The organism is Geodermatophilus sp. URMC 61 (assembly GCF_052931555.1).
The window spans coordinates 1786603-1808446 of record NZ_JBRFHZ010000002.1 but is presented as its reverse complement, the minus strand read 5'-3'; the positions used below and the strand labels follow the sequence as shown (position 1 = coordinate 1808446).

At 74.2% G+C, this 21844-nt stretch carries 23 protein-coding genes; 14 read left to right on the top strand and 9 right to left on the bottom strand.

Features of this window, described 5'->3' with window-relative positions; genetic code table 11:
* Positions 1-36 precede the first annotated feature (36 nt).
* Positions 37-522 carry a cation:proton antiporter regulatory subunit gene (locus tag ACU610_RS08340; RefSeq protein ID WP_446767237.1) on the top strand — a complete coding sequence of 162 codons (486 nt, stop codon included), beginning with the start codon at positions 37-39 and terminating at the stop codon, positions 520-522.
* Between the two features lie 7 nt (positions 523-529).
* Positions 530-1711: a cation:proton antiporter gene (locus ACU610_RS08335; protein ID WP_446767236.1), complete on the top strand. Its 1182-nt coding sequence runs from the start codon at positions 530-532 to the stop codon at positions 1709-1711.
* Here ACU610_RS08335 and ACU610_RS08330 read toward each other — a convergent pair.
* Entirely contained in the window at positions 1638-2921 is a 1284-nt protein-coding gene (locus ACU610_RS08330; RefSeq protein ID WP_446767235.1) for a dipeptidase, read from the bottom strand. The genes ACU610_RS08335 and ACU610_RS08330 overlap by 74 nt on opposite strands.
* A 17-nt stretch (positions 2922-2938) precedes the next feature.
* On the bottom strand, positions 2939-4375 hold the full coding sequence (locus ACU610_RS08325) for a LytTR family transcriptional regulator DNA-binding domain-containing protein (protein ID WP_446767234.1): 1437 nt from the start codon (positions 4373-4375) through the stop codon (positions 2939-2941).
* A gap of 131 nt (positions 4376-4506) precedes the next feature.
* Between ACU610_RS08325 and ACU610_RS08320 the strand changes: the two genes are divergently transcribed.
* From ACU610_RS08320 to ACU610_RS08275, 10 genes are all read left to right on the top strand, one after another.
* Complete coding sequence (locus tag ACU610_RS08320; protein ID WP_446767233.1) at positions 4507-5754, top strand: glutathione-independent formaldehyde dehydrogenase; 1248 nt, start codon at positions 4507-4509, stop codon at positions 5752-5754.
* Positions 5755-5828: 74 nt separating this feature from the next.
* Positions 5829-6293 (top strand): MSMEG_3727 family PQQ-associated protein, encoded by a 465-nt coding sequence (locus ACU610_RS08315; RefSeq protein ID WP_446767232.1) that lies wholly within the window; start codon positions 5829-5831, stop codon positions 6291-6293.
* Between the two features lie 14 nt (positions 6294-6307).
* Positions 6308-8038, top strand: a complete 1731-nt coding sequence (locus tag ACU610_RS08310) for a PQQ-dependent dehydrogenase, methanol/ethanol family (RefSeq protein WP_446767231.1) — start codon at positions 6308-6310, stop codon at positions 8036-8038.
* Positions 8039-8043: 5 nt separating this feature from the next.
* Entirely contained in the window at positions 8044-8166 is a 123-nt protein-coding gene (pqqA, locus tag ACU610_RS08305) for a pyrroloquinoline quinone precursor peptide PqqA (protein WP_446767230.1), read from the top strand.
* Positions 8167-8256: 90 nt separating this feature from the next.
* The gene (gene pqqB, locus ACU610_RS08300) at positions 8257-9162 is read left to right on the top strand and encodes a pyrroloquinoline quinone biosynthesis protein PqqB (RefSeq protein WP_446767229.1); all 906 of its coding nucleotides are present in this window, start codon (positions 8257-8259) and stop codon (positions 9160-9162) included.
* A 97-nt stretch (positions 9163-9259) separates the two neighbouring features.
* The gene (gene pqqC, locus ACU610_RS08295; RefSeq protein WP_446767228.1) at positions 9260-9979 is read left to right on the top strand and encodes a pyrroloquinoline-quinone synthase PqqC; all 720 of its coding nucleotides are present in this window, start codon (positions 9260-9262) and stop codon (positions 9977-9979) included.
* On the top strand, positions 9966-10259 hold the full coding sequence (pqqD, locus tag ACU610_RS08290) for a pyrroloquinoline quinone biosynthesis peptide chaperone PqqD (RefSeq protein ID WP_446767227.1): 294 nt from the start codon (positions 9966-9968) through the stop codon (positions 10257-10259). The genes pqqC and pqqD overlap by 14 nt, the downstream gene beginning before the upstream one ends.
* Before the next feature lie 22 nt (positions 10260-10281).
* Complete coding sequence (gene pqqE, locus ACU610_RS08285; RefSeq protein WP_446767226.1) at positions 10282-11379, top strand: pyrroloquinoline quinone biosynthesis protein PqqE; 1098 nt, start codon at positions 10282-10284, stop codon at positions 11377-11379.
* A 102-nt stretch (positions 11380-11481) separates the two neighbouring features.
* Complete coding sequence (locus tag ACU610_RS08280; RefSeq protein WP_446767225.1) at positions 11482-12579, top strand: sodium:calcium antiporter; 1098 nt, start codon at positions 11482-11484, stop codon at positions 12577-12579.
* A gap of 161 nt (positions 12580-12740) precedes the next feature.
* Complete coding sequence (locus tag ACU610_RS08275) at positions 12741-13148, top strand: YkvA family protein (protein WP_446767224.1); 408 nt, start codon at positions 12741-12743, stop codon at positions 13146-13148.
* A 74-nt stretch (positions 13149-13222) separates the two neighbouring features.
* On the opposite strand, the gene ACU610_RS08270 is transcribed toward ACU610_RS08275, so the two are convergent.
* From ACU610_RS08270 to ACU610_RS08250, 5 genes are all read right to left on the bottom strand, one after another.
* Positions 13223-13636: a GlcG/HbpS family heme-binding protein gene (locus ACU610_RS08270; RefSeq protein WP_446767223.1), complete on the bottom strand. Its 414-nt coding sequence runs from the start codon at positions 13634-13636 to the stop codon at positions 13223-13225.
* 191 nt (positions 13637-13827) lie between these two features.
* Positions 13828-14532 (bottom strand): hypothetical protein, encoded by a 705-nt coding sequence (locus ACU610_RS08265; RefSeq protein WP_446767222.1) that lies wholly within the window; start codon positions 14530-14532, stop codon positions 13828-13830.
* Between the two features lie 102 nt (positions 14533-14634).
* A complete protein-coding gene (locus tag ACU610_RS08260) occupies positions 14635-15396 on the bottom strand; it encodes a ferredoxin reductase (protein WP_446767221.1) in 762 nt (253 codons plus the stop codon).
* A complete protein-coding gene (locus ACU610_RS08255; RefSeq protein WP_446767220.1) occupies positions 15366-15968 on the bottom strand; it encodes a molybdopterin-dependent oxidoreductase in 603 nt (200 codons plus the stop codon). Before ACU610_RS08255 ends, ACU610_RS08260 begins: the two co-directional genes overlap by 31 nt.
* 68 nt (positions 15969-16036) lie before the next feature.
* Positions 16037-18850, bottom strand: a complete 2814-nt coding sequence (locus tag ACU610_RS08250) for an AAA family ATPase (protein ID WP_446767219.1) — start codon at positions 18848-18850, stop codon at positions 16037-16039.
* A 287-nt stretch (positions 18851-19137) separates the two neighbouring features.
* Between ACU610_RS08250 and ACU610_RS08245 the strand changes: the two genes are divergently transcribed.
* Together ACU610_RS08245 and ACU610_RS08240 are read left to right on the top strand one after the other, a co-directional pair.
* Positions 19138-19611 carry a DUF5709 domain-containing protein gene (locus ACU610_RS08245; protein ID WP_446767218.1) on the top strand — a complete coding sequence of 158 codons (474 nt, stop codon included), beginning with the start codon at positions 19138-19140 and terminating at the stop codon, positions 19609-19611.
* A gap of 33 nt (positions 19612-19644) precedes the next feature.
* Positions 19645-19941: a DUF6510 family protein gene (locus ACU610_RS08240; protein WP_446767217.1), complete on the top strand. Its 297-nt coding sequence runs from the start codon at positions 19645-19647 to the stop codon at positions 19939-19941.
* A gap of 64 nt (positions 19942-20005) precedes the next feature.
* Here the strand turns inward: ACU610_RS08240 and ACU610_RS08235 are convergent, their stop codons facing one another.
* Complete coding sequence (locus ACU610_RS08235) at positions 20006-20743, bottom strand: alpha/beta fold hydrolase (protein WP_446767216.1); 738 nt, start codon at positions 20741-20743, stop codon at positions 20006-20008.
* Between the two features lie 118 nt (positions 20744-20861).
* On the bottom strand, positions 20862-21842 hold the full coding sequence (locus ACU610_RS08230; RefSeq protein ID WP_446767215.1) for an alpha/beta fold hydrolase: 981 nt from the start codon (positions 21840-21842) through the stop codon (positions 20862-20864).
* Between the last annotated feature and the right edge of the window lie 2 nt (positions 21843-21844).

The following is a 21844-nucleotide window of genomic DNA, read 5'->3' as shown; positions in this document are numbered from 1 at the left end:
CGGCCGGGCGGGCCCGGGGTCTGCCACCATGCGCCCGTGGACCTCGAGGAGACGATGCTGCCGGGCGTCGGTGTCCGCTATCGGCTGCGCACGCGCTCCGGCGAGGTCCTCGCCATCGTCCTCGGCCGCGAGGGCGCGGCCGAGGTCGCCGTGTACGACCGCCGCGACCCGGACCGGGCGCGCGGCGTGCTGCGGCTGGAGCCGGACGAGGTGGACGCCGTCGCGGAGGTGCTCGGGGCGCCCCGGCTGACGCAGCGCTTCGCGGACCTGTCCCGGGAGGTCCCGGGGCTGGAGGCCGGGCACTTCCCGATCCGGGCGGGCTCCCGCTTCGCCGGCCGGCCGCTCGGCGACACGCGGGCACGCACGCTGACCGGCTCCTCCGTCGTGGCGATCGTGCGGGACGCCGACGTCGTCCCGTCCCCGGGGCCGGGCGACCTGCTCCACCCGGGGGACGTCGTCGTCGCCATCGGGTCGGCGCGCGGGCTGGCGGACCTGGAACGGCTGCTGGACGAGCCCGCGTAGGAACCCGATGGACCACGTCGCCCAGCTGCTGCTGGAACTGGGTCTGCTGTTCTGCGGTCTGTCCCTGATCGGTCTGCTGGCCCGCCGGCTGGGCCTGTCGTCCGTGCCGTTCGTCCTGCTGGCCGCGCTCGCGCTGGGGGAGGGCGGCATCGCCCCGCTGACGACCGCCGAGCCGTTCATCGAGGCGGCCGCGGAGGTCGGCGTGGTCCTGCTGCTGCTCGCCCTCGGCCTGGAGTTCACCGCCGACGAGTTGTTCGCCTCGCTGCGGCACCACGGCCCCTCGGGGCTGGTGGACCTGCTGCTCAACGCCCCACCGGGCTTCGTGGCGGGGTTGCTGTTCGGCCTGCCGTGGCAGGGTGCTCTCGCGCTGGCCGGGGTCACCTGGATCACCTCGTCGGGCATCGTCGCCCGGCTGCTCGGCGACCTCGGGAGGCTGGCCAACCGGGAGACACCGGCGGTGCTGTCCGTGCTGGTGCTCGAGGACCTGGCGATGGCGCTGTTCCTCCCCCTGCTGGCGGTCGCGCTCGCTGGCGGTGGGCCGATGACGGCCGTGGCGGGCATCGCGCTGGCGGGGGGCGCCGTCGGCCTGACGCTGCTGGCCGCCCAGCGGCAGGGCCACCGGCTGCGCCGGCTCCTGGCCTCGGACGACGACGAGCAGGTGCTGCTGCGCCTGATGGGGCTCACCCTGCTGGTGGCCGGGCTGGCCCAGGCGGCAGGGGCGTCGGCCGCGGTGGGGGCGTTCCTGGTCGGGCTGGCGTTGCCCACCGCGGTCGCCGACCGGGCGCGGGCGGTGCTGGGGCCGCTGCGCGACCTGTTCGCAGCGATCTTCTTCGTCGCCTTCGGGCTGTCCACGGACCCGGGCGCGGTGCTGCCCGTGCTGCCCGCCGTCCTGCTGCTGGCGCTCGTGACGGCCGGGACCAAGGTCGCCACCGGCTGGTTCGCCGCCCGGCGCGACGGGGTGGCCGTGCCCGGCCGGCTGCGCGCCGGGACGGCCCTGGTGGCCCGCGGCGAGTTCTCCGTCGTCATCGCCGGCCTGGCGGTGACCGCGGGGGTGACCGAGCTCGGGCCGCTGGCCACCGGCTACGTCCTGGTCCTGGCCGTGGCCGGTCCGGTGCTCACCCGCCTCGTCGAGTCGCGTCCTCAGCGTGCCGGCCCGCGGCCGTCGGCAACCGGGCGGACGGCTGTGTGACCCGGGCGTCCGACGGCGGCGCACCACCGGCGTGGCCGGGGTCCTCGATCCGCGCCGTGGAGGGACCCCACCGGGCGGACGAGGACCGCGCCACGGCCTCGGCCGCGCGCAGCACCCGCAGGACGTTCCCACCGACCAGCCGGACGCACTCGTCCTGGCTCCACCCCCGGTCGAGGAGCTCGGCGATCAGCGCGGGGTAGCAGGCGACGTCCTCCAGCCCGTCAGGCAGGTCCTGCACGCCGTCGAAGTCCCCGCCGAGGCCGACGGAGTCGATGCCGGCCACCCGCCGCACGTGCTCGACGTGGTCGGCGACCTGGGCCAGTGCGGCTCGCGGGCGGGGGTGGTCGACGACGTACTCGCCCGCCACCGCGGCCCGCATGCCGGCGTCCCTCGGGTCGAGCCCACGGCGCTCCATCTCGGCCCGGAGCCCCAGGGTCCACGCGCGGCACCGCGGCGACACGAAGTCCGACGCGAACGTCACCATGCACACCCCGCCGTTGGCGGCCAGCTCCCGGAGGACGTCGTCGGGGACGTTGCGCGGGTGGTCGCACACCGCTCGGGCCCCCGAGTGGGAGAAGACGACCGGCGCCTCCGTGACCCGCAGCGCGTCCCGTGCGGTGCTGTCCGCTCCGTGGGACAGGTCGACCAGCATGCCGAGCCGGTTCATCTCCCGGACCACCTCCCGGCCGAAGGCGCTGAGCCCGCCGACGGCGGGGGCGTCGGTCGCCGAGTCGGCCCAGGGGACGTTCACGTTGTGCGTGAGGGTCAGGTACCGGACGCCGAGCCGGTGGAGCATCCGGAGCACGCCCAGCGAACCGGCGATGGAGTGTCCGCCCTCGGCGCCCAGCAGCGAGGCGATCCGCCCGCGGGAGAACGCGGCCTCGACGTCGTCGGCGCTCAGCGCCAGTTCCAGGTCGTCGGGGTGGCGCTGGATCATGCGGTGCACGAGGTCGACCTGTTCCAGGGTCGTGGCCACCGCCGCGTCACCCTGCAGGCTGCCCGGCACGTAGACCGACCAGAACTGGGCGCCGACCCCGCCCCGCCGCAGCCTCGGCAGGTCGGTGTGCGTCCCCGTCACCGGGGCGGCGAGATCGACCCGTCCGAGATCCGAGTCGAACCGCCCGCGGATCTCCCAGGCGAGGTCGTTGTGGCCGTCCACCAGCGGATGGTGGCGCAGCAGGTCGCGTGCGGTGGCGAGACGATCGGTCACCCCGGTCCTCCTCCGGCCTACAGGCCGAGCGCCTGGCGGACGTACGGGATGTGGCGGCGGGCCACCGGGACCGTCTCCCGGGGGCGGGTGTCCGTGGCGAGGAAGAGCGCCCCCTTGAACCCCTGCTCGATCTCCCTCACCCGGCCGAGGTTGACCAGGAACCGGCGGTGGACGCGCAGGAACCCCTTGCCTCCGAGTTCCTGCTCCAGGCGATCGAGCCCCCGGGCAGCGGCCAGGAGCCGTCCCTGGTCGCTGGTGAGCCAGACGTTGTTGTGGTCGACCTCGGCGAACCGGATCTCGCGGGGGTCGAGGAGGACCCATCGATCGTCCCGCAGGGCGATGACCCGGTCCCGGTACGGGCGGGGGTCGGACGAGCGGGGTTCGGGCTCGGCCGGGAGGTCCCCGGAGCCGGGCCGGTCGGGAGGCCCGAACGCGAGCAGCGCGCCGAGCACCTGGGAACCGTCGACCACGGGGCGGACCGTGACCGAGAGGGGGGTGTCGAGGAAGGGCACGTAGACCAGCGTCGACCCGTTCCAGCCCGGGTCCTGCCGAGCGCGTTCGGTCGCCCGCCGGGCCAGCTGCGGCAGTGCGCGGACCTGCGGGGTCCATCGGTGCGCCGGAGCGTAGGCAGGGGTGTCCGCGGGCGTGCCGAGGAGGACGGCGGCCTCCTCGTTGGCGAGCACGACCTTGCCCGCCGTGTCGACGGCGGCGAGCGGCGTCGCGGGCGGCACCCGGGCGTCGGCGAGAGCGGCCGCCAGCAGGGTGCCGGTGTGGTGCGCCCGCTGCCGCAGCTTGGCCCCGACGGACGCGGCGACCCCGTGGAGCCACGGCAGCACCGCGTCGGACAACGGCGTCTGCCAGCAGGAGATCGTGAGGGCGCCGAGCGGATCGTGGGTGACGACGTCGCGCACCGCGACGCCGGCGCACATCCAGGGGTGGAACCCCTGGCACCAGTGCTCGGGACCCCGCACCGGGACGGGACGCTGGCTCTCCAGTGCGGTGCCGGTCCCGTTGGTGCCGCTCGCCCACTCCGACCAGGTCGACCAGGCGGCGAGGTTGGTGTCCGCGGCGAGGCGGAGCAGCCGCCGACTGCCCCAGGACGCCAGGATGCGCCCGTCGGAGTCGGCGACGGTCACGAGGCCGTCCAGGCCGTCGACCTCGCCGGCGGCACAGGCGGCCAGGCCGCCGAGCTCGGCGAACACCACGTCGTGCTCGATGGAGTGGGCGCTCCCCGCGGCCGCGGCGGGCGCCCGCTGCAGGTGCGGGTCGACCTCGTACTGCTCGCGGCACCGGTACCACGACATGAGGATCTCGGGCCGGACCCCGTGGACGGTGTCCGCTCCGGCGGCGAACCGCTCCCGGGCGGCGGCGATCCGCCGGAGGCTGTCGTCGGAGAGCGCCGCCCCGCTCATCGCGGACGGCGCACCGCTCGTCTGACCTTTCGAGCCGTTCATCCCGCACCCCTTGGGCTCGGGGGGAAGAGCGTCCCAGCATCGGTGAGCAGTCGCTCGGCAGCAAGCAGGTCGGCCACGGCAGGCGGTGTTCCGCGTGCGCAGGCAGGGCGCGGCGAGAAGGGGGCGGGTGCATGCGGGCGGTCGTCTACCGCAGGCCCTTCGAGGTGGCGGTGGAGGAGGTCCCCGACCCCCGGATCGAGCAGCCGAACGACGTGATCGTGCGGATCTCGTCGACCTGCATCTGCGGAGCCGACCTGTACGTGTACGAGGGGCGGACGGGCGCCGAGCCGGGCACCGTGATCGGCCACGAGACCCTCGGCATCGTCGAGGAGGTCGGGTCCGGCGTCACCGCCCTGGAGCAGGGTGACCGCGTCGTGATGCCGTTCCCGGTGGCCTGCGGCTTCTGCAGGAACTGCCGGGACGGCTCCAGCGGCTCCTGTCTCACGGTCGCCTCGACCGGCCGCCGGCGTGGCGCGTACGGCGGCGTCGCCGCGGCTCCGTGTGCCGGCGGCCAGGCGGAGTACCTGCGCGTCCCGTACGCCGACGTCAACTGCCTGCCCCTGCCCGCGGGCACCGACCACGAGTCCGACTACGTCCTGCTCTCCGAGGTGTTCACCACCGGGTACCACGGCTGCCGCCTCGCCGGCGTCTCCCCGGGGGGCACCGTCGCGGTCTACGGCGCCGGGCCGGTGGGCCTGATGGCCGCGTACTCGGCGCTGCTCTGCGGCGCGTCACGCGTCTTCGTCGTCGACTGCGCACCCGAGCGGCTCGCCATGGCCCGGGCCATCGGGGCCGTCGCCGTGGACCCCTCCGCCGGTGACCCGGCGCAGCAGATCGAGGACCTGACCGGCGGTGAGGGCGCCGACACGGGGGTGGACGCCGTGGGGTTCCCGGTCCCCGCCGAGGCCGGCGGGAACGCGGAGCCGGAGGCGGTGCTGGACCAGCTCGTCCGCACGGTGCGGCCCGCCGGCGGGCTCGGCGTCCCCGGCCGGTGCGTGCGCGGCGGGCCGGACGGGGTCGTCCCGGTCACGGGACCCGGCACGCTGGGCGTCACGATCGGCACGCTGGTCGACAAGGGGCTGCGCCTGGGCACCGGGCGGGCGGACGCCAGGCGCTACGACCGGCAGCTGCGCGATCTGATCACCGAGGGCCGGGCCAGGCCCAGCTTCGTGGTGTCCCACGAGTTGCCGCTCGACGAGGCGCCGGACGCGTACCAGAAGGTCCACCGGCGCGTCGACGGCTACACCAAGGTCGTGCTCCGACCCGAGCCGCCTGATCGTCGCGCGACCGCAGCAGCCGGAGGGGGAGGAGGTGCCGTGGCCACCCAGGTGCCGACCGAGCGGGGGACGGTGGGCCGTCGTCCGGGGGCCTGGCCGTGACCGTCGTCCGCACGGCAGGCACCCCTTCAGTCCGCTTCGACAGGACCAACCAACCGCACCAGGAGGGAAGGTCGATGACGACCACCGCATCGGATCGATCCGGGGCGCTGCACGAGCTCGGGTTGGACGGGCAGAACCAGGCGACGATCGGTCGGCTGCTGGCCACCGGGAACATCGGACACGCCGAGGAGGGCGACGGCGGCCGGATGCGCGCCCGGATCCGGATCGTGCCCGACCAGCTGATCTGGGACCCCTCGGTCCTCGTCCTGCCCCACGGGGGGCACCTGGACATCGAGTTCGTCAACGACGACCAGAACACGCACTGCGCGCTCGTGCCGAGCAACGGTGACAGCAAGTGGATGTGGTTGCCGAACTACTCGCGCGGGACCATGTCCGTCACCCTCGACGGCCCTGGTTACTACTGGTTCAGCTCCAACATCGGCAACGACGAGGGCCGCGGCCTCATCGGGGCGATCGTCGTCAGGGGCGACGTCCCGGAGTCCGCCCGCCTCGACCGCCCGAAGCAGCCCCGACCGTAGACAGGACTGGGTCAATGACCGACATCAAGGACAGGACCGAGATCGAGTACGGAGAGGCCCCGCCGGCGGTGGACTTCGGGTCCCTGACCACCGCGCCCGGGGCCGCGCCGCCGGTGGCCCAGGACGTCACGTACGAACGCATCCTCGACGCCCGCTCCGAGCCGCAGAACTGGCTCACCTACTACGGCGCCTACGACGGCCAGCGGTACAGCCCGCTCGACCAGATCACCACGCAGAACGTCGTCCGCCTGACCCCGGCCTGGGTGTTCAGCTTCTCGCCCCACGGGCTGCACGCCGGCCAGTCGACCTACGCCTTCGAGAACTGCCCGATCGTCGTCGAGGGCGTCATGTACGTCTCCGGGTGGGACGGCTGGGTGTGGGCGCTCGACGCCAAGACCGGGCAGCTGCTGTGGCAGTACAAGCACGCGATCCCGTTCGACGTGTCGCTGTGCTGCGGCAACGTCAACCGCGGGGTCGCCGTGGCCCACGGCAAGGTCTTCGTCTGCACCCTCAACGCCCACGTGCTGGCGCTCGACGCGACCACCGGCGAGTGTCTGTGGGACGTCACCAGCGGCGACGTGCGCGCCGGCGAGAGCCTCACGGTCGCCCCGCTGGTCGTGAAGGACCGGATCGTCGTCGGCAGCTCCGGCGGCGAGTTCGGGGTGCGCGGCCACCTCGACGCCTACGACATGGAGACCGGGGAACGGGTCTGGCGGTGCTACACGATCCCCAAGCCCGGGGAGCCGGGCTCGGAGACCTGGCCGCAGGAGGGGGAGGCCTGGGCGCGGGGCGGTGCCAACGGCTGGATCACCGGCACCTTCGACCCGGAGACCAACCTCCTGTACTGGGGGACCGGCAACCCGGCGCCCGACTTCGACGGGGAGGTGCGTCCGGGCGACAACCTCTACACCGACAGCGTCATCGCGGTGGACGCCGACACCGGGGAGATCCGCTGGCACTACCAGTGCACCCCGCACGACCTGTGGGACTACGACAGCAACATGGAGTGCATCCTCTTCGAGCAGGACGGGCGCAAGCTCCTGGCCCACTTCGACAAGAACGGGTACTGCTTCGTCCTGGACCGCACCAACGGCGAGCGGGTGCGGATCTTCCCCTTCGTCGACCGGATCACCTGGGGCGAGATCACCCCCGACGGCCAGGTGACGCCCCGGATCTACCCCGACAAGGAGGGCGAGGAGGTGCACTTCTACCCCGGGCCGGCCGGGGCGAAGGAGTGGACCCACGCGGCGTACAGCCCGCGGACGGAGCTGTTCTACGTCCCGGTGCAGGACACCGGCGCGACGGTCGCCCGCCGGCGCAGGGAGTTCAAGGAGGGCATCCCCTACTGGGGCGCCGCCGTCACCGTGGACGCGAAGGACATGGCGGGATCGGTGTCGGCGTTCAACGCCTCCGGCGAGGAGGTGTGGCGCTGGCGCAACGACCTGCCGATGTGCGCGTCGGTCCTGGCCACTGCGGGCGACGTGGTCTTCGCCGGCACGCCGGCCGGGCAGTTCGTGGCCCTCGACGCCCGCAGCGGTGAGTTCCTGTGGCAGTTCAACTGCGGCAGCGGTCACCACAGCAGCCCGATCACCTACAGCGTCGAGGGCAAGCAGTACGTCGCCGTCCCGGTCGGCTGGGGCGCCTGGGTCGAGGGCTTCCTGCCCGGGATGATGGGCGGCCCGCACGGCCAGGCGATGTTCGTCTTCTCGCTGCCCGAGGACATCGACTCGGCTGGGGGGAGGTGACCGTGATGGACCAGGAGCTGCACGTCTCCCCGCTCTGCGTGGACGAGTGGGAGACCCCCTCCTTCGAGGAGATCCGGGTGTCCGCTGAGGCGACCGCGTACATGGGCGTCCAGGAGGACTGGGACTAGACGGACACGTCCGGACCGGGCGGAGAGGCGTCGGGCGATGGCGTCCGGCGCCTCTCCGTCTCCGCACGGCCGGGAGGGGCACCGATCGACATGTGGGTGCGGGTGCTGGGCTCGGCGGCGGGCGGCGGTTTCCCGCAGTGGAACTGCGCCTGCCCTCCGTGCCAGGCGGTGCGCGACGGGTCGCGGCCGGCCCGGCCGCGCACCGAGTCGTCGATCGCGGTGAGCGCGGACTCCCGGCGGTGGTTCCTGCTCAACGCCTCACCCGACGTCCGAGCCCAGATCGAGTCCTTCCCCGCCCTGCACCCCTCCCGCGGCCCCGACGGGAGCCGGACGGTCCCGCTGCAGGCCGTGCTGCTCACCGACGCGGAGCTGGACCACACGCTCGGGCTGCTGCTGCTCCGGGAGGGGGGAGGCCTCGTCCTGCACGCGACCGAGGCCACCCGCGACACGTTGCACGGCGGGACGTCGCTGCTGCGGACGCTGGAGACCTACTGCCCGGTCGAGTGGCGGCCGGTGGTGCCGGGCGCGGAGGTGCCGCTCGCCGAGGGGCTGTCCTACCGGGCCTTCGACGTCCCCACGACCAAGCGCGCGCGCTTCGGCTCCGCCTCCCGGGAGGGGCGGGTCGTCGGCTACCGCCTCACCGACGAGCGCAGCGGCCGCGCGCTGGTCCACCTACCGGTGCTGCAGGAGCTGACCCCGGCGGTGTGTGCCGAGCTCGAGGACTGCGCGTGCCTGCTCGTCGACGGCACCTGCTGGTCCGACGACGAGCTGGTCCGGCTCGGCCTGGCCGGCCGGACGGCCCGCGAGATGGGGCACCTGCCGATCAGCGGTCCGGGGGGCAGCCTCGAGCGGCTCGCCGCGCTGCCCGTCGAGCGCCGGATCTACGTCCACGTCAACAACACCAACCCGATCCTCCTCGAGGACTCGCCGGAGCGGCGCACCGTCGAGGAGCACGGCATGGAGGTCGCCGTGGACGGCCTGGAGGTCCTGCTGTGAGGACGACGGGCGAGCGCAGGCGAGCGTGGAGGCGACCCCTGTGGCAGTGCGAGGAGCGCAGCGAGTCCGGAGCCGAACGACGGAGGCGGCGAGGCCGATGGGAACCCTGACGGAGACAGCGACGGACAGGCCGGGGACGGCGACCGACGACTTCGTGGCAGCCCTGCGCAGGCAGTCCCGGCGCTACCACGACCAGCACCCCTTCCACCGCAGGATGAACGAGGGGGAGCTGGGCCCCGAGCAGATCCGCTGCTGGGTGGCCAACCGCTTCTACTACCAGGTCAACATCCCGCGCAAGGACGCCGCCGTCCTCTCGAACTGCCCGGACCGCGAGGTCCGCCGCCGCTGGCTGCGGCGCATCGTGGACCACGACGGCACGGTCGACGGCGAGGGGGGCATCGAGGCGTGGCTGCGCCTCGGTGAGGCGGTGGGCCTGGCCCGGGCGGAGATGGAGGACGAGCGGCACGTCGTCCCGGGCGTGCGGTTCGCCGTCGACGCCTACGTCACCTTCGCCCGCACCCGGCCGTGGGTCGAGGCGGTGGCCTCCTCGCTGACCGAGCTGTTCGCCCCGGACCTGATGGCCGAGCGCCTCGCCGCCTTCGAGCGCCACTACGCCTGGATCGACCCGCAGGGGCTCGCCTACTTCCGGGCCCGCCTGACGCAGGCACCCCGCGACTCCGCCCACGCCCTCGAGGTGGTGACGGAGCACTGCCGGACGCCGGACCAGCAGGCGGCCGCCCTGGCGGCCCTGTCCTTCAAGTGCGACGTCCTCTGGAGCATGCTCGATGCGATCGACCGCGCCTGTGCAGACCGCTAGTGGTGCCGACCGCCCCCGGCTGGCCCGCCACGTCCGGCTGAGGTTCGACCCGGCACGCGGGCGGCACGTGCTGCTGACGCCGGAGGCGGTCACCGTCCTCAACGGTACGGGGGCCGCCGTCCTGGAGCTGTGCGACGGGCGGCGGACGGTGCGCGAGATCGCGGCCGAGCTGCGCGGCCGGTACGCCCACGTGGACGACGACGAGGTGCGCCTGTTCGTCGACCGCCTCGCCGCCCGACGGTGCCTGGAGTTCGGGGACGTGGAGGCCAGCCGTGGATAGCCCGGCCGTGGATGGCCCGGCCGTGGACCGGCCGTTCGGCCTGCTGGCCGAGCTCACCTACGGCTGCCCGCTGCACTGCTCCTACTGCTCCAACCCCCTCGAGCTCGCCGCCTACGCCGACGAGCTGACCACGGCGGAGTGGCAACGGGTGCTGACCGAGGCCCGGGACCTCGGCGTGCTGCAGCTGCACCTCTCCGGCGGCGAGCCGCTCCTGCGCCGCGACCTCGCCGAGATCGTGCAGACCGCCGGTGAGCTGGGCCTGTACACCAACCTGATCACCAGCGCGCTCGGGCTGACGCCCCGCCGCGCGGAGGAGCTGCTGGCCGCGGGTCTCGACCACGTGCAGATCAGCCTCCAGGCCGACGATGCCGCCCTGTCCGACCGCATCGCCGGGGCGCGGTCGTTCGAGCGCAAGCTGGTCGCCGCCCGGCTGGTGAAGGAGCTGGGCTGGCCGCTCACGCTGAACGTCGTCCTGCACCGGCACAACGTCGACCGGGTCGCCGGCATCCTCGACCTGGCCGAGGAGCTCGGGGCCGACCGGATCGAGCTCGCCCACACGCAGTACTACGGGTGGGCCCTGCGCAACCGCGAGGGGCTGCTGCCGAGCCGGGCCCAGCTGGAGCGCGCCCGGGAGGTGGTGCGGGCGGCGCACGAGCGCCTGCAGGGACGGATGGAGGTCATCTACGTCCTGCCCGACTACCACAGTCGGTACCCCAAGCCCTGCATGGGCGGCTGGGGCCGGCGCCAGCTCACGGTCGTGCCCAACGGCGACGTCCTCCCGTGCCCGACCGCGCACACCCTCCCGCTGCCCCGTGCCAGCGTCCGGGAGCACCCTCTGGGGTGGATCTGGGAGTCCTCCCCGCTGTTCCAGCGCTTCCGCGGAACGGACTGGATGCCCGAGCCCTGCCGCAGCTGCGACCGCCGCGAGCTCGACTTCGGCGGGTGCCGCTGCCAGGCCTTCCAGCTCACCGGCGACGCCGCCCGCACCGACCCGGTCTGCCACCTCTCGCCCGACCACGGGCTCGTGGCCGCGGCGGTGGCCGCCGCCGAGGAGGAGGCGCGGCCACGCGAGGCGGTGCTGATCCCCCGGCGGCAGCCTGCTGCCGGGCGCAGCCGGTGACACCGCTGTCGGCCCGGTGCGGCATGGGTGCTGCACCCGTCCACGTGGCGTCGGGCGTCGGCGCCGCGCGCATCGGACCGTGACCGGGAGGGGCTCCAGGACATGACCTCGGTCTTCGTCTTCATCTCCGGAGCGACGCTGCTGGTGGTCAGCGCGGAGAAGCTCATCACCCACCTCGTCGGGGCGGCGAGCGGTCTCCGGATCCCGCTGTTCCTGCTCGCCGTCGTCTTCACCGGCGTCGAGTTCGACGACATCGCGCTGGGCGTCGGGCTGAACCTCGAGGAGCTCAGCGGTGTCGCGCTCGGTGTCGTGTTCGGGACGGCGCTCTCGTTCACCGGGGTCGTCCTCGCGGTCGCCGCGATCCTCCGACCGAGCCGGGTCGACATCCCGCGTGACTACCTCGTGGTGTTCGCCGTCGCACCGCTCGTGATGGTCGCGATCGCGCTCAGCGGGCCGCTCACGGTGACCGACGGACTGCTGCTCATCGGACTGTTCGTCCTGTTCGTCACCTACGTCGCGGCCCGGGAGGTCCGCAGGAGCGTCGCGGTCTTCCGCGACGTGGAGGTGTACGAGGCCGCCGCCGGGGAGGCCGGGGACGACGCGCTGCCGACACGCGGGGCGGATGCGTACCTGCGGCAGGAGCAACCGGACAGGGGCGGAGCACGGGCCGGCGCCGAGCGGGCGCAGCAGGTCGTCGACGACGTGCCCCGCGCCGAGGTGCGCGAGCTGCCCGGCTGGGCGCACCTCGGACTGGCGGTGGTCGCACTCGCCGGCCTCGTCGTCGGCGCGGCGACCGTGAGCACCGGGACCGAGGGGATCCTGGAGACCTACGGGCTCGAGGGCACGGTGTTCGGCGCCACGATCGCCACCGCCGTCCTCACCATGGAGGACGTCTTCCTGACCGTGGAGCCCTTCCGGAGGGGCGTGCCGGAGATCGGGGTCGGGAACGTCATCGGCAGCGTCGTCTTCTCGGTCACCGGGAAGCTGGGCATCACCCTCCTGGCCGGCGGCATCGTCGTCGGCCCGGACGTGTTCACCTGGCACCTGCCTGCGCTCGTCGTCCTCACCGCGCTGGCTGCGTACCTGCTGTCCACCGGCCGGCTGACGCGGTGGCACGGCGGCACCCTGCTGGCGCTCTACGTCGCGTACTGGGTGATCAGCCTCGTCGCGTTCGGTGAGGTCCCGGTCGAGCTCGACTGAGGACCCCCTGCCCCCGACGGGTCCCTCCACCTGTCGGGGGTCACCGTCCTCCCCACCCCTCGCAGGCTCGGCGAGGGACCCTGTAGGGGGCGGGCCGATGGGCTCGGGCGCCGGGCAGAGGGCCGGGGCCGAGGACCTGGCGGTGGAGAGGTGGCGGCGGGATGCCGGGCTGGGCGTGGTCGCTGGTCGGGGTGCTGGCGGGCCTCCTGCTGTGCTGGCTGGTGCTGATGGCGGTGTTGTGGAGGACCTGCCCCGACGAGCTGCGCCTGCGGGAGCTGCTGCGGCTGCTGCCCGACGTGCTCCGGCTCGTGCACCGGCTGGCCGGCGACGGCACGCTGCCCCGCGGCGTCCGGGTGCGGCTGTGGCTGTTGCTGGGCTACCTGGCGCTGCCGTTCGACCTGGTGCCCGACTTCGTGCCGGTGCTCGGCCACGCCGACGACGCGGTCGTGGTCGCCCTGGTGCTCCGCTCGGTGGTCCGCCACGCCGGCCCGGCGGCGATCGACCGGCACTGGCCCGGTACGCCGGACGGGCTGGCCGCGCTGCGGCGGGCGAGCCGGCTGCCGGCGTAGGCGTCTCCTCACCGGGGGCCGCCTCGTCCGGCCAGCTGCGACCCCGGGTGCTGACCCCGCCGGCTCCGACGGCGTCAGAAGCCGGCAGTGGCCGCCTCGCAGACCGCGGTGTCCTGTTCGCCGGTGCCGCCGCTCACGCCCACCGCACCCACGACGACCCCGTCGACGAGCACCGGCGCGCCACCGGCGAAGACCATGACCTTGCCGTTGTTGGAGGCCTGGATGCCGTAGAACGGCCCGCCCGGCTTGGCCAGCTCGGCCAGCTCGGCGGTGGTGATGTCGAACGCCCGGGCGGTGAAGGCCTTGTTGATGGCGATGTCGACGCTGCCGCGCCAGGCGCCGTCCATCCGGACGTGCAGGACGAGGTCGCCCCCGGCATCGACGACGGCGATGTTCATCGGCTGGCCGATCTCCGCGGCGCGGGCCTCTCCGGCCGCGACCATGCGGCGGGCGTCGTCCAGGGTCAGGGTGGTCAGCTGCTGGGTCACAGGGATCCCTCCCGGTCGGAGCCATGGCCAGGGGCGAGGACTCGCCAGCCCCTGCTCCGGTCCGGCGGGCCGGAACGGGACGGGAGTACCCGGGCCGCCGCCGCGACCAACGCTGCTCTCGGCCGGTCGTCGTTCCTCCGGACCCGCAGGGGCACGCGGGGCTCACCCCCGGGCCGGGCTGTGGCTGACCGCTACTCCAGGACGCCGAGGAGCGTTCCCCAGAGCTGCCGGTCGGGCACTGCGCGCTCGGCCGGGTCCGCGTGCTCGCAGAAGTGCAGGCGGCTGACGTGGATCTGCGGAGCCGGCTCGTCGGTCGGGGCGGCGTCGGCCGGGTAGGTCATCGCGAACGGGTGCGTGAAGTCCGTCGTCGAGCCGTTGACGAGGGGGGAGTACCCCTCGGCTGCGGTCGCGGGCGAGTCCGCGGTGTCGACGATCCACACGGTGGTCTCCGGGACGCTGCACGGCTGCAGACCGAGTGGCTCGTCCTCGTACGCGGTGCTGGCCAGGCCCACGCACAGGCCGCTGGCGACACCCGAGGGCGCGTACTCCAGCTGCGCTGCGCGCAGGCTGCCGTAGTGACCGTTCACCGCAGCGGAGACCATGCCGGTCGCGAAGAAGTCGGAGACCAGGCCGCCGCGGGGCAGGAAGTCCTCGGACGGGTCAGAGCTGCTGGCGCGCTGCAGGACGAGGGGTTGGCCGACCGTGCCCACGCCGTCGAGCACCGCCTCCACGAACTGCGGGTCACCGTGCGTGCCGAACTCCGGGCTGAAGACCGCGATGCAACCCGGACCGCAGGCCGGGGTGGCCGCGCTCGCCAGAGGCGGCGCCACCGTGCCTGCGCCGACGATCGTGGTCGTCGCCGCCGCAGCGGCCAGTATCTGGCTCCTGACGGACATGCGCCGCTCCTCTCAGGGGTGCAGCCGCAGCCTGCCCGGGGCCGTCGTGCTGGTCGCCGGGTCGGGGTCGGGACTGCCTGTGGGCTGGTACCGCCGGGACGGCTACGTCGGATCGCCGGACCCGCCGAAGCGCTCGAGCCGGATCCACGACGGGTCGTGACCGAGGTCGACGAGCGTCGTGGCGGTGTTCTCCACGAAGGAGGTCGGGCCGCACACGAAGACGCGCGGCCGCGTCGTGGGCGCGAAGGTCTGGGCCTCCAGCATGCGGCGGTCGATCCTGCCGGTCAGCCCCCTCCAGCCGGGGGGCGTCTCCCGGGTCAGGGTGATCGTCGTCTGCGGCCCCAGCACGTCGCGAGCGAGGACGTCGTCGGACGTGCGTGCGGAGTACAGGAGACGGACCGGCGTGGAGCCGCCCGTGCGCCGGTGGTGGTCGAGCATGGCGAGGAACGGGGCGACGCCGGCGCCGCCCGCGATCAGCTGCACCGGGCGGCGCCCCTCCGCCTGTCCTCCGTCCTGGTCCATGGCGGACGACCAGACGAAGTATCCGCCGATCGGCCCGCGCAGCTCCAGCAGGTCACCGGGGCGCAGTTCGTCGGTGAGGTACGGCGAGACCTCCCCGCTCTCGAACCGCTCGACCAGCAGGTGCAGCCGGGGGTCCTCGGGAGCGGAGGCCACCGAGTAGCTGCGCTGGGCCGTGTAGCCGTCCTCGGCGGTCAGCCGCAGGTCGACGTGCTGGCCGGGCAGGTGGCCCGGCCAGCCGGGGACGTCGAAGAGGAGCCGGTGCACGCGAGCGGTCTCGGGTCGGTTCTCCAGGACCGTGGCGCGCAGCCAGTTCAGTCGCCGCTGTACCGCTGCTCGAGCCATGGGTCCCCGCGATCGTGGTAGCCGAACGTCTCCCAGAACCCCGGCTCGTTGAACCGGGTCAGCGCGAACCCGCGGAGCCACTTGGCGCTCTTCCAGAAGTAGAGGTGGGGGACCAGCAGCCGGGCCGGCCCCCCGTGCTCGGGCGCGAGCGGCTGCCCGTCGTAGGTGTCGACCACCCACGCCCGGCCGTCGGTCAGGTCGGACAACCGGTGGTTGGTGGTGTACCCGCCGTCGCAGAAGGCGAGGGCGTACTCGGACTCGGTCCGGACGTCGGCCAGCAGGGTGTCCACCGCGACGCCCTCCCAGTGGGTGTCGAACTTCGACCACTTCGTGACGCAGTGGATGTCGACCGACACCGCCTCGCGCGGCAGTTCCCGGAACTCCTCCCAGGTCCAGCGCCGCGGGCCGTCCACCTCGCCCTGGATCGTCAGGTCCCACTCGGTCAGGGGCGTGTGCGGCGTCGGACCGGCGGACAGCACCGGGAAGACGTCGCCGGCGTCGTACTGGCCCGGGGGCAGTCGCTCGTCCCGGCGCTGCTCCCGGCGACCGAACCCTCGAGAGACCAGTGACACGACGGCACCTCCCGGACGTTGCCTCCAGCAGTGCCGACTCTCTCCGCCACGGTGGGCCGAGGCATCAGTCAAAGGACCACGGCTGCACCCTCGGCGGCCGCGCCGCGTGCGGTGCCGCTCAGGGCGTCCCGGAGCGCAGCCCGGGAGGTGATGCCCAGCTTGGGGAAGACCCGGTAGAGGTGGGCGCCGACCGTCCGTGGCGACAGGTACAGCCGGCTGCCGATCTGCTTGTTGGACAGGCCCGAGGCGGCCAGCATGGCGATCTGGTGCTCCTGTGCGGTCAGTGCGCCGGTGCCCCGGTCACCGGCGGCTCCGCGGTGGGTCAGCCCGGTCGCCCGGACCTCGTTGCCCGCCCGCGTCGCCCACGGTCGCGCTCCGAGGTCCCGGAAGGTCTCCAGCGCCGACGTCAGCTGCACGCGGGAGGCGTTGGTCGCCCGGCTGCGGCGCAGGTGCTCGCCGTAGGCGAGCTGGACCCGCGCGCGCTCGAACGGGTACTGGTCGGCCCCGGGGACGGCCAGGGCCTCCTCGAAGCGCCGGGACGCCTCCTCCCCCGACGCCACGAGAGCCGCCGAGCCCGCCCGCACGAGGGCGAGCTTGGGACGGCCGGTGAAGATGGTGGACCGCTCCATGGCGGCCACGTGCGCCGCGGCCTCGGGACGACGGTCCGTGCGCACCGCCGCCTCCACCAGGTCCATGGCGACGGCGAGCCCGACCGGGGTGTAGGGGGCGAAGCCACCGGCCTGACTGACGGCGCTCAGCTCCCGGTAGGCGTCCTCGAAGTCCCCCCGTCCCAGCGCGGCCAGCCCGCGGACGCGGTGCGCGAAGTCCTGCGGCAGACGGACGGCTCGGGGTGCCGACCACGCGACGAGCTCGTCGGCCAGGGCCTCCGCCGTCCCGTCGTCCCCCTGCGCGGCCGCCAGGAGGGCCGAGCAGTAGACGCCGGGCAGGGTGATCAACCGGTAGCCCAGCTCCTCGCCCCAGGCCCGGCCCTCCTCGGCCGTGCGCCGGGCCTCCTGCCAGCGACCGCCGTCGAACGCGTCGTGGCACAGCAGCATCAGGGCGTTGACGGCCGACGCGGCCGCGCCGCCCTCCCGACCGTCCCTGACCACCCTCCGGAGCGCCGGCCGGCAGCTGGGGAGACGATCGGCGTAGAGGGCGGCCATGCCCACGCGGACCACGTAGGTGGGATCGACGCCGGTGTGCGCCGAGACGATCAGCTCGTCGAGCCGTTCGAGCGCCGCCGGTGCCGCGCGGACGGGGTCGGCGAACACCGTGCGCGACACCGCCAGCACCGGCGGGACGTCCGGTCCCAGGGCCTCGAGCGCCCACTCGAAGGGTCGCCAGAGCTCGTCCCGGCCGCCGAAGTGGCACACCAGCATGAGGCTGTGCAGTGCGTCCTCGACCGTGGCCGCGCGGGATCCGTGGTCGAGCGCGTACTCGACTGCCCGCACGAGCATGCGGTGCGCCGTCTCGACGTCGCCCTCCCCGTTGATCAGGTGGTGCGCGGCGGCCACCGCGACCTCGAGGGACCCCGCCGTCCGGGGATCGGCCGTGCGGGCCGCGGACAGCAGCTGGGGCACGTTGCGCAGGTCCCCGGTCGTGTCGGCACCCACGAACGCGGCGGCCGCCAGCCGACGGGCTCGGTCGGGACCGCTCGGTGTGAGGTCCGCGGCCCGGAGGAGGGCGTTGACCGCACGGACCGCGTCCCCCTTGTGCCGTGCGCGGTGCGCCGCGGTCTCGAGGAGGTCGGCGGCGTGCGCGTCGGCGCCCACTGCGGCCTCGGCGAGGTGCCAGGCGCACTCCTCCGGCCGGTCGACCAGGACCTGGGCCAGCGCGCCGTGTGCCCGTCGGCGCTCACCGCTCGTCGACAGCTCGACCGCCGCCGACCCGATGAGCGGGTGCCGCAGCGTCACCCGTCCGGCAGCGAGGTCGACGCGCAGCAGCCGTGCTCGCTCGGCCGGTGCCAGGTCGTCGAGCCACCCGTCGGTGGCCGCCGCCGCACGCAGTGCCCGGAGGTCTCCCGTCCCCTCGAGGGCTGCCAGCAGCAGGAGTCTCCGGGTCCTCTCGGGCAGGTCGGCGAGCTGCTGGGCGAAGACCCTCTGCAGGCGGCTGCTCAGCGGCAGGGCCGACGGGAGGGGATCGGAGCCGGTGCGCTGCGCCTCGGTCATGACCGCGGGGAGCTCCAGCAGAGCGAGCGGGTTGCCCTGGGACGCCGTCAGGACGCGCCGGCGGATCTGCGCGCCCAGCACGGGGAAGCGGGCTTCCAGCAGCTCCGCGGCGGCGTCGTCGTCCAGCGGGGACACCTCGAGCTGTGGCAGACCTGCCTGGAGGAGGACGCAGTCACTGCCGGTCCGCGCCGCGGCGAGGACGCCGATCCGGCTCCGGGCCAGTCGGCGGGCGACGAAGCCGAGGACCCGGGCGCTCGACCGGTCCAGCCACGGCACGTCGTCGACGACGACCAGCACCGGCCGGGACTGCGCCGCCTGCGAGAGCAGACCCAGGACGGCGGCCGAGAGGAGCAGTCGATGGGGTGGCGGCCCCGCGCCCTGACCGAGGGCCACGGCCAGCACGTCCCGGTGCGGCTCCGGGAGGTCCTCGAGGTGGTCGAGGAGCGGCAGCAGGAGCTGGTTGAGGCCGGCGAAGCCGACCTCGGCCTCGAACTCGACCCCCGCTGCCTGCAGGACGGTGGCGCCGGATGCCGCCGCGTCCCGGACGACCGTCTCGAGCAGGGCCGTCTTCCCGACGCCGGCCTCCCCGGTCACCAGGAGGACGGCGCCGGTGCGCAGCGCCCGTTCGAGGAAGTCGGCGAGTGCCGAGGCCTCGGCCGACCGGCCGACCAGGTCCGCGTCGGCGGTGCGGACGGCGGCGAGCGCGTCTGGCAACGGAGTCCCCTCCCGCGCGTTCCCGGCGGTGCCGGGATGCGAGCCCTCGGTCGTGGAGGTCGCTGGTTCGGTCGTCCGTGTGTCGGTGAGAGACTCTCTCACTGGTGGGCGGGCCGCCAGGGACCTCGGGCCCCTGAGAGCGCGCGACCTCCAGTCGGATGACCGATGCGTCCGCGTGGTGGGTGCTGCCACGGTCGCCTGGCCCGGCGGACCACGGGCGCCGAGAGGACCCGGGCGACCCGCTCCCGATGGGAGGATGTCCCTGCTCCGGCCCGAGGAGGTGTGCGGTGGACCCGTTCGTCTTCGGCACCGACGGGACCGACCCCGAGGAGGACTCCGGCGTCCTGGAGCCGCAGGACACCCTCGAGGACCTCGGCGGCGTCAGCGACGTGCTCGACACCGGCTGGTCCCCGGCCGAGCGCCCGTGGGCGGTCACCGACTGGGGGACCACCGAACGCGAGGAGCTGGCCGGCGAGAGCCTGGCAGGGCGCCTCGCCCGTGAGGTCCCGGAGCATCAGCAGGTCGAGGACGACGGACTCGGCGACGCCTCGGACACCGACGGGGAGCTCATCGACGACGAGGTCGGCGGCCGCCGCGCCGGGCGGCTGGTCGAGACCCTCGAGGGCTGGGGGGACGTCGAACCGGAGCTGTACGCCCTCGACGTGGGCATCGACTCGGGGGCGGCCTCCGCCGAGGAGGGGGCGGTGCACGTCGTCCCCGACGAGGACGACGCCGGGTTCCCCGACCGGACGGATCGATGACGAGCAGGCCGGAGCGGATCGGAGGTGTGTCCCGTGACCGGTGTCCCGGAGACCGGTGATCGGCGCCTGGACGGCAACGCGGCGGGCGGTGTCCTGCGGGAGGTCTTCGCGGTGGACCCGACCACAGCGGTCTCGACCTGCGCGCACTGCGGAGGACCGGCGCCCCTGGGGGCGCACCTGGTCTACGCCGACGCGCCCGCGCTCGTCCTGCGGTGCCCGAGCTGCATGCAGGTCGTCCTGCGGTGCGCCTCCGACGCGGCGGGCCTGCGACTGGAGATGACCGGGGTCCGGCTGCTGCGGATGACACCGGCGGAGGGCAGCTCCGGCTGAGCCGGCGGCGGTCGGGTCGTCGGAACCGGACGCGGTGCCGACGACCCGACCGGCGGGTGCCTGGCTACGCCGAGACGGCCCGGAGCGCCTGCCGGATGACCTCGGTGACCACCTGCGGCTGCGACACCATGATCACGTGGGAGCCCTCCGCCTCGGTCACCGTGGCGCCGGCCCGTGCGGCCATGGTGCGCAGGACGTCGCTGCCGACCGCCTTGTCGCCCGTGGGGACGACGGCCCAGGACGGGAGGTCCTTCCACGCCGGCGCTGTGGTCGGTTCGCCGAAGGCCAGGGCGGAGATGGGCCGCTGGGTGGCCGCCATGACGCGGGACTGCTCCTCCGGCAGGTCGGCGGCGAAGGCGTCGTGGAACTTGTCCGGGTCGATCGCGAACTCGGTCTGCGTCCCGGAGTCGCCGGTCGGATAGCTCCACTGGAGCAGGGCCGTGAGCAGGACGCTGTCCCTGGAGTCGGCCTCGACGTCCTGCAGGGTCTCGCCCTCGTCGGGGGCGAAGCCGGCGACGTAGACCAGTCCGACGACGTTCCCCGCCCGCAGCGCGGCGTTGGTGAGGACCGCACCGCCGTAGGAGTGCCCGACGGCGAGCACCGGCCCGTCGATCTGGGAGAGGGCGCTGGCCACGTAGGCGGCGTCGTGCGTGATGCCGCGCAGCGGGTTGGGGACGGCCCGGACCTGCACTCCGTCGGCGAGCAGCTGGGCGACGACGTCGTTCCAGCCCGAGCTGTCGGCGAAGGCGCCGTGGACGAGAGCGACGGTCGGCCGTGAGCCGGTCGTGGTGGCCTCGGTCATGCTGATCCCCTCCGGGACTGGTCGGCGGAGCCTGAGGCGGCGCTCGCCGTGCTCCCGGCCCCGGGGACGGCGTGCCGCAGGCGGGGACGTTGCTCCGGCGTCCGGGCGGCCGCATCGGTCAGGTGACCCGATGGTCGACTGTCGGGGGGCGAGCGGACCCGGTCGGCCCGGTCGGGCTCCGGTCGCCGGCGTGGAAGTCCCGGACCGCGGCGAGCGTCTCGCGCGGTCTCTCCTCGACCATGAAGTGACCGCAGTCGATCGCCCGTCCGGTGACGTCGTCGGCCCACTCCCGCCAGATCGCGAGGGTGTCGTACCAGGCCTCGAGCGCACCCCTGCCGGCCCAGAGCACCTGCGTGGGGCAGGTGATCCGTCGCCCGGCGGCGCGGTCCTCGTTGTCCCACCGGCGGTCGCAGGTGGCCCCGGCCCGGTAGTCCTCGCACATGGCCCGGACGGTCGCCGGGTCCCGGGCGCAGCGGGCGTAGTCGGCCACCGCCGCCGGGGGGAACCCGCGGATGGCCCCGCCGAATTCGGCGTCGAAGAGGAAGAAGTCGGGGTCCTGTGCGATCAGCCGCTCGGGGATGGGGGAGGGCTGGGCCAGGAAGGCCCAGTGCCAGTAGCCGAGGGCGAAGCGCGCGTCGGCCCGGGCCCAGACCTCGCCGGTCGGGACGACGTCCAGCACCGTGAGCCGGCGGACCACCTCGGGGTGGTCCAGGGCCATCCGGTAGGCGACCCGCCCACCTCGGTCGTGGCCGACGACGTCGAAGGCGTCGAAGCCGAGTGCGCGCATCAGCGCGATGCAGTCCTCGGCCATGGCCCGCTTGCCGTAGCTCTCGTGACCGGGCACCGCGGCCGGCTTGGAGCTGTCCCCGTACCCGCGCAGGTCGGGAGCCACGACCGTGAAGGTCCGGGCGAGCTCGCCGGCCACCAGCCCCCAGGCGAGGTGGGTCTCGGGATAGCCGTGGAGGAGGAGCAGTGGAGGTCCCGAGCCGCCGTCGCGGACCCGCAGGAAGACCTCCCCGACGGCGACGCGCGACAGCCTCAGGTCGTCGAACCGGTCCGGGAAGGCGCCGTCACCCGTGGTCCCGGCTGGTGTGGACATCC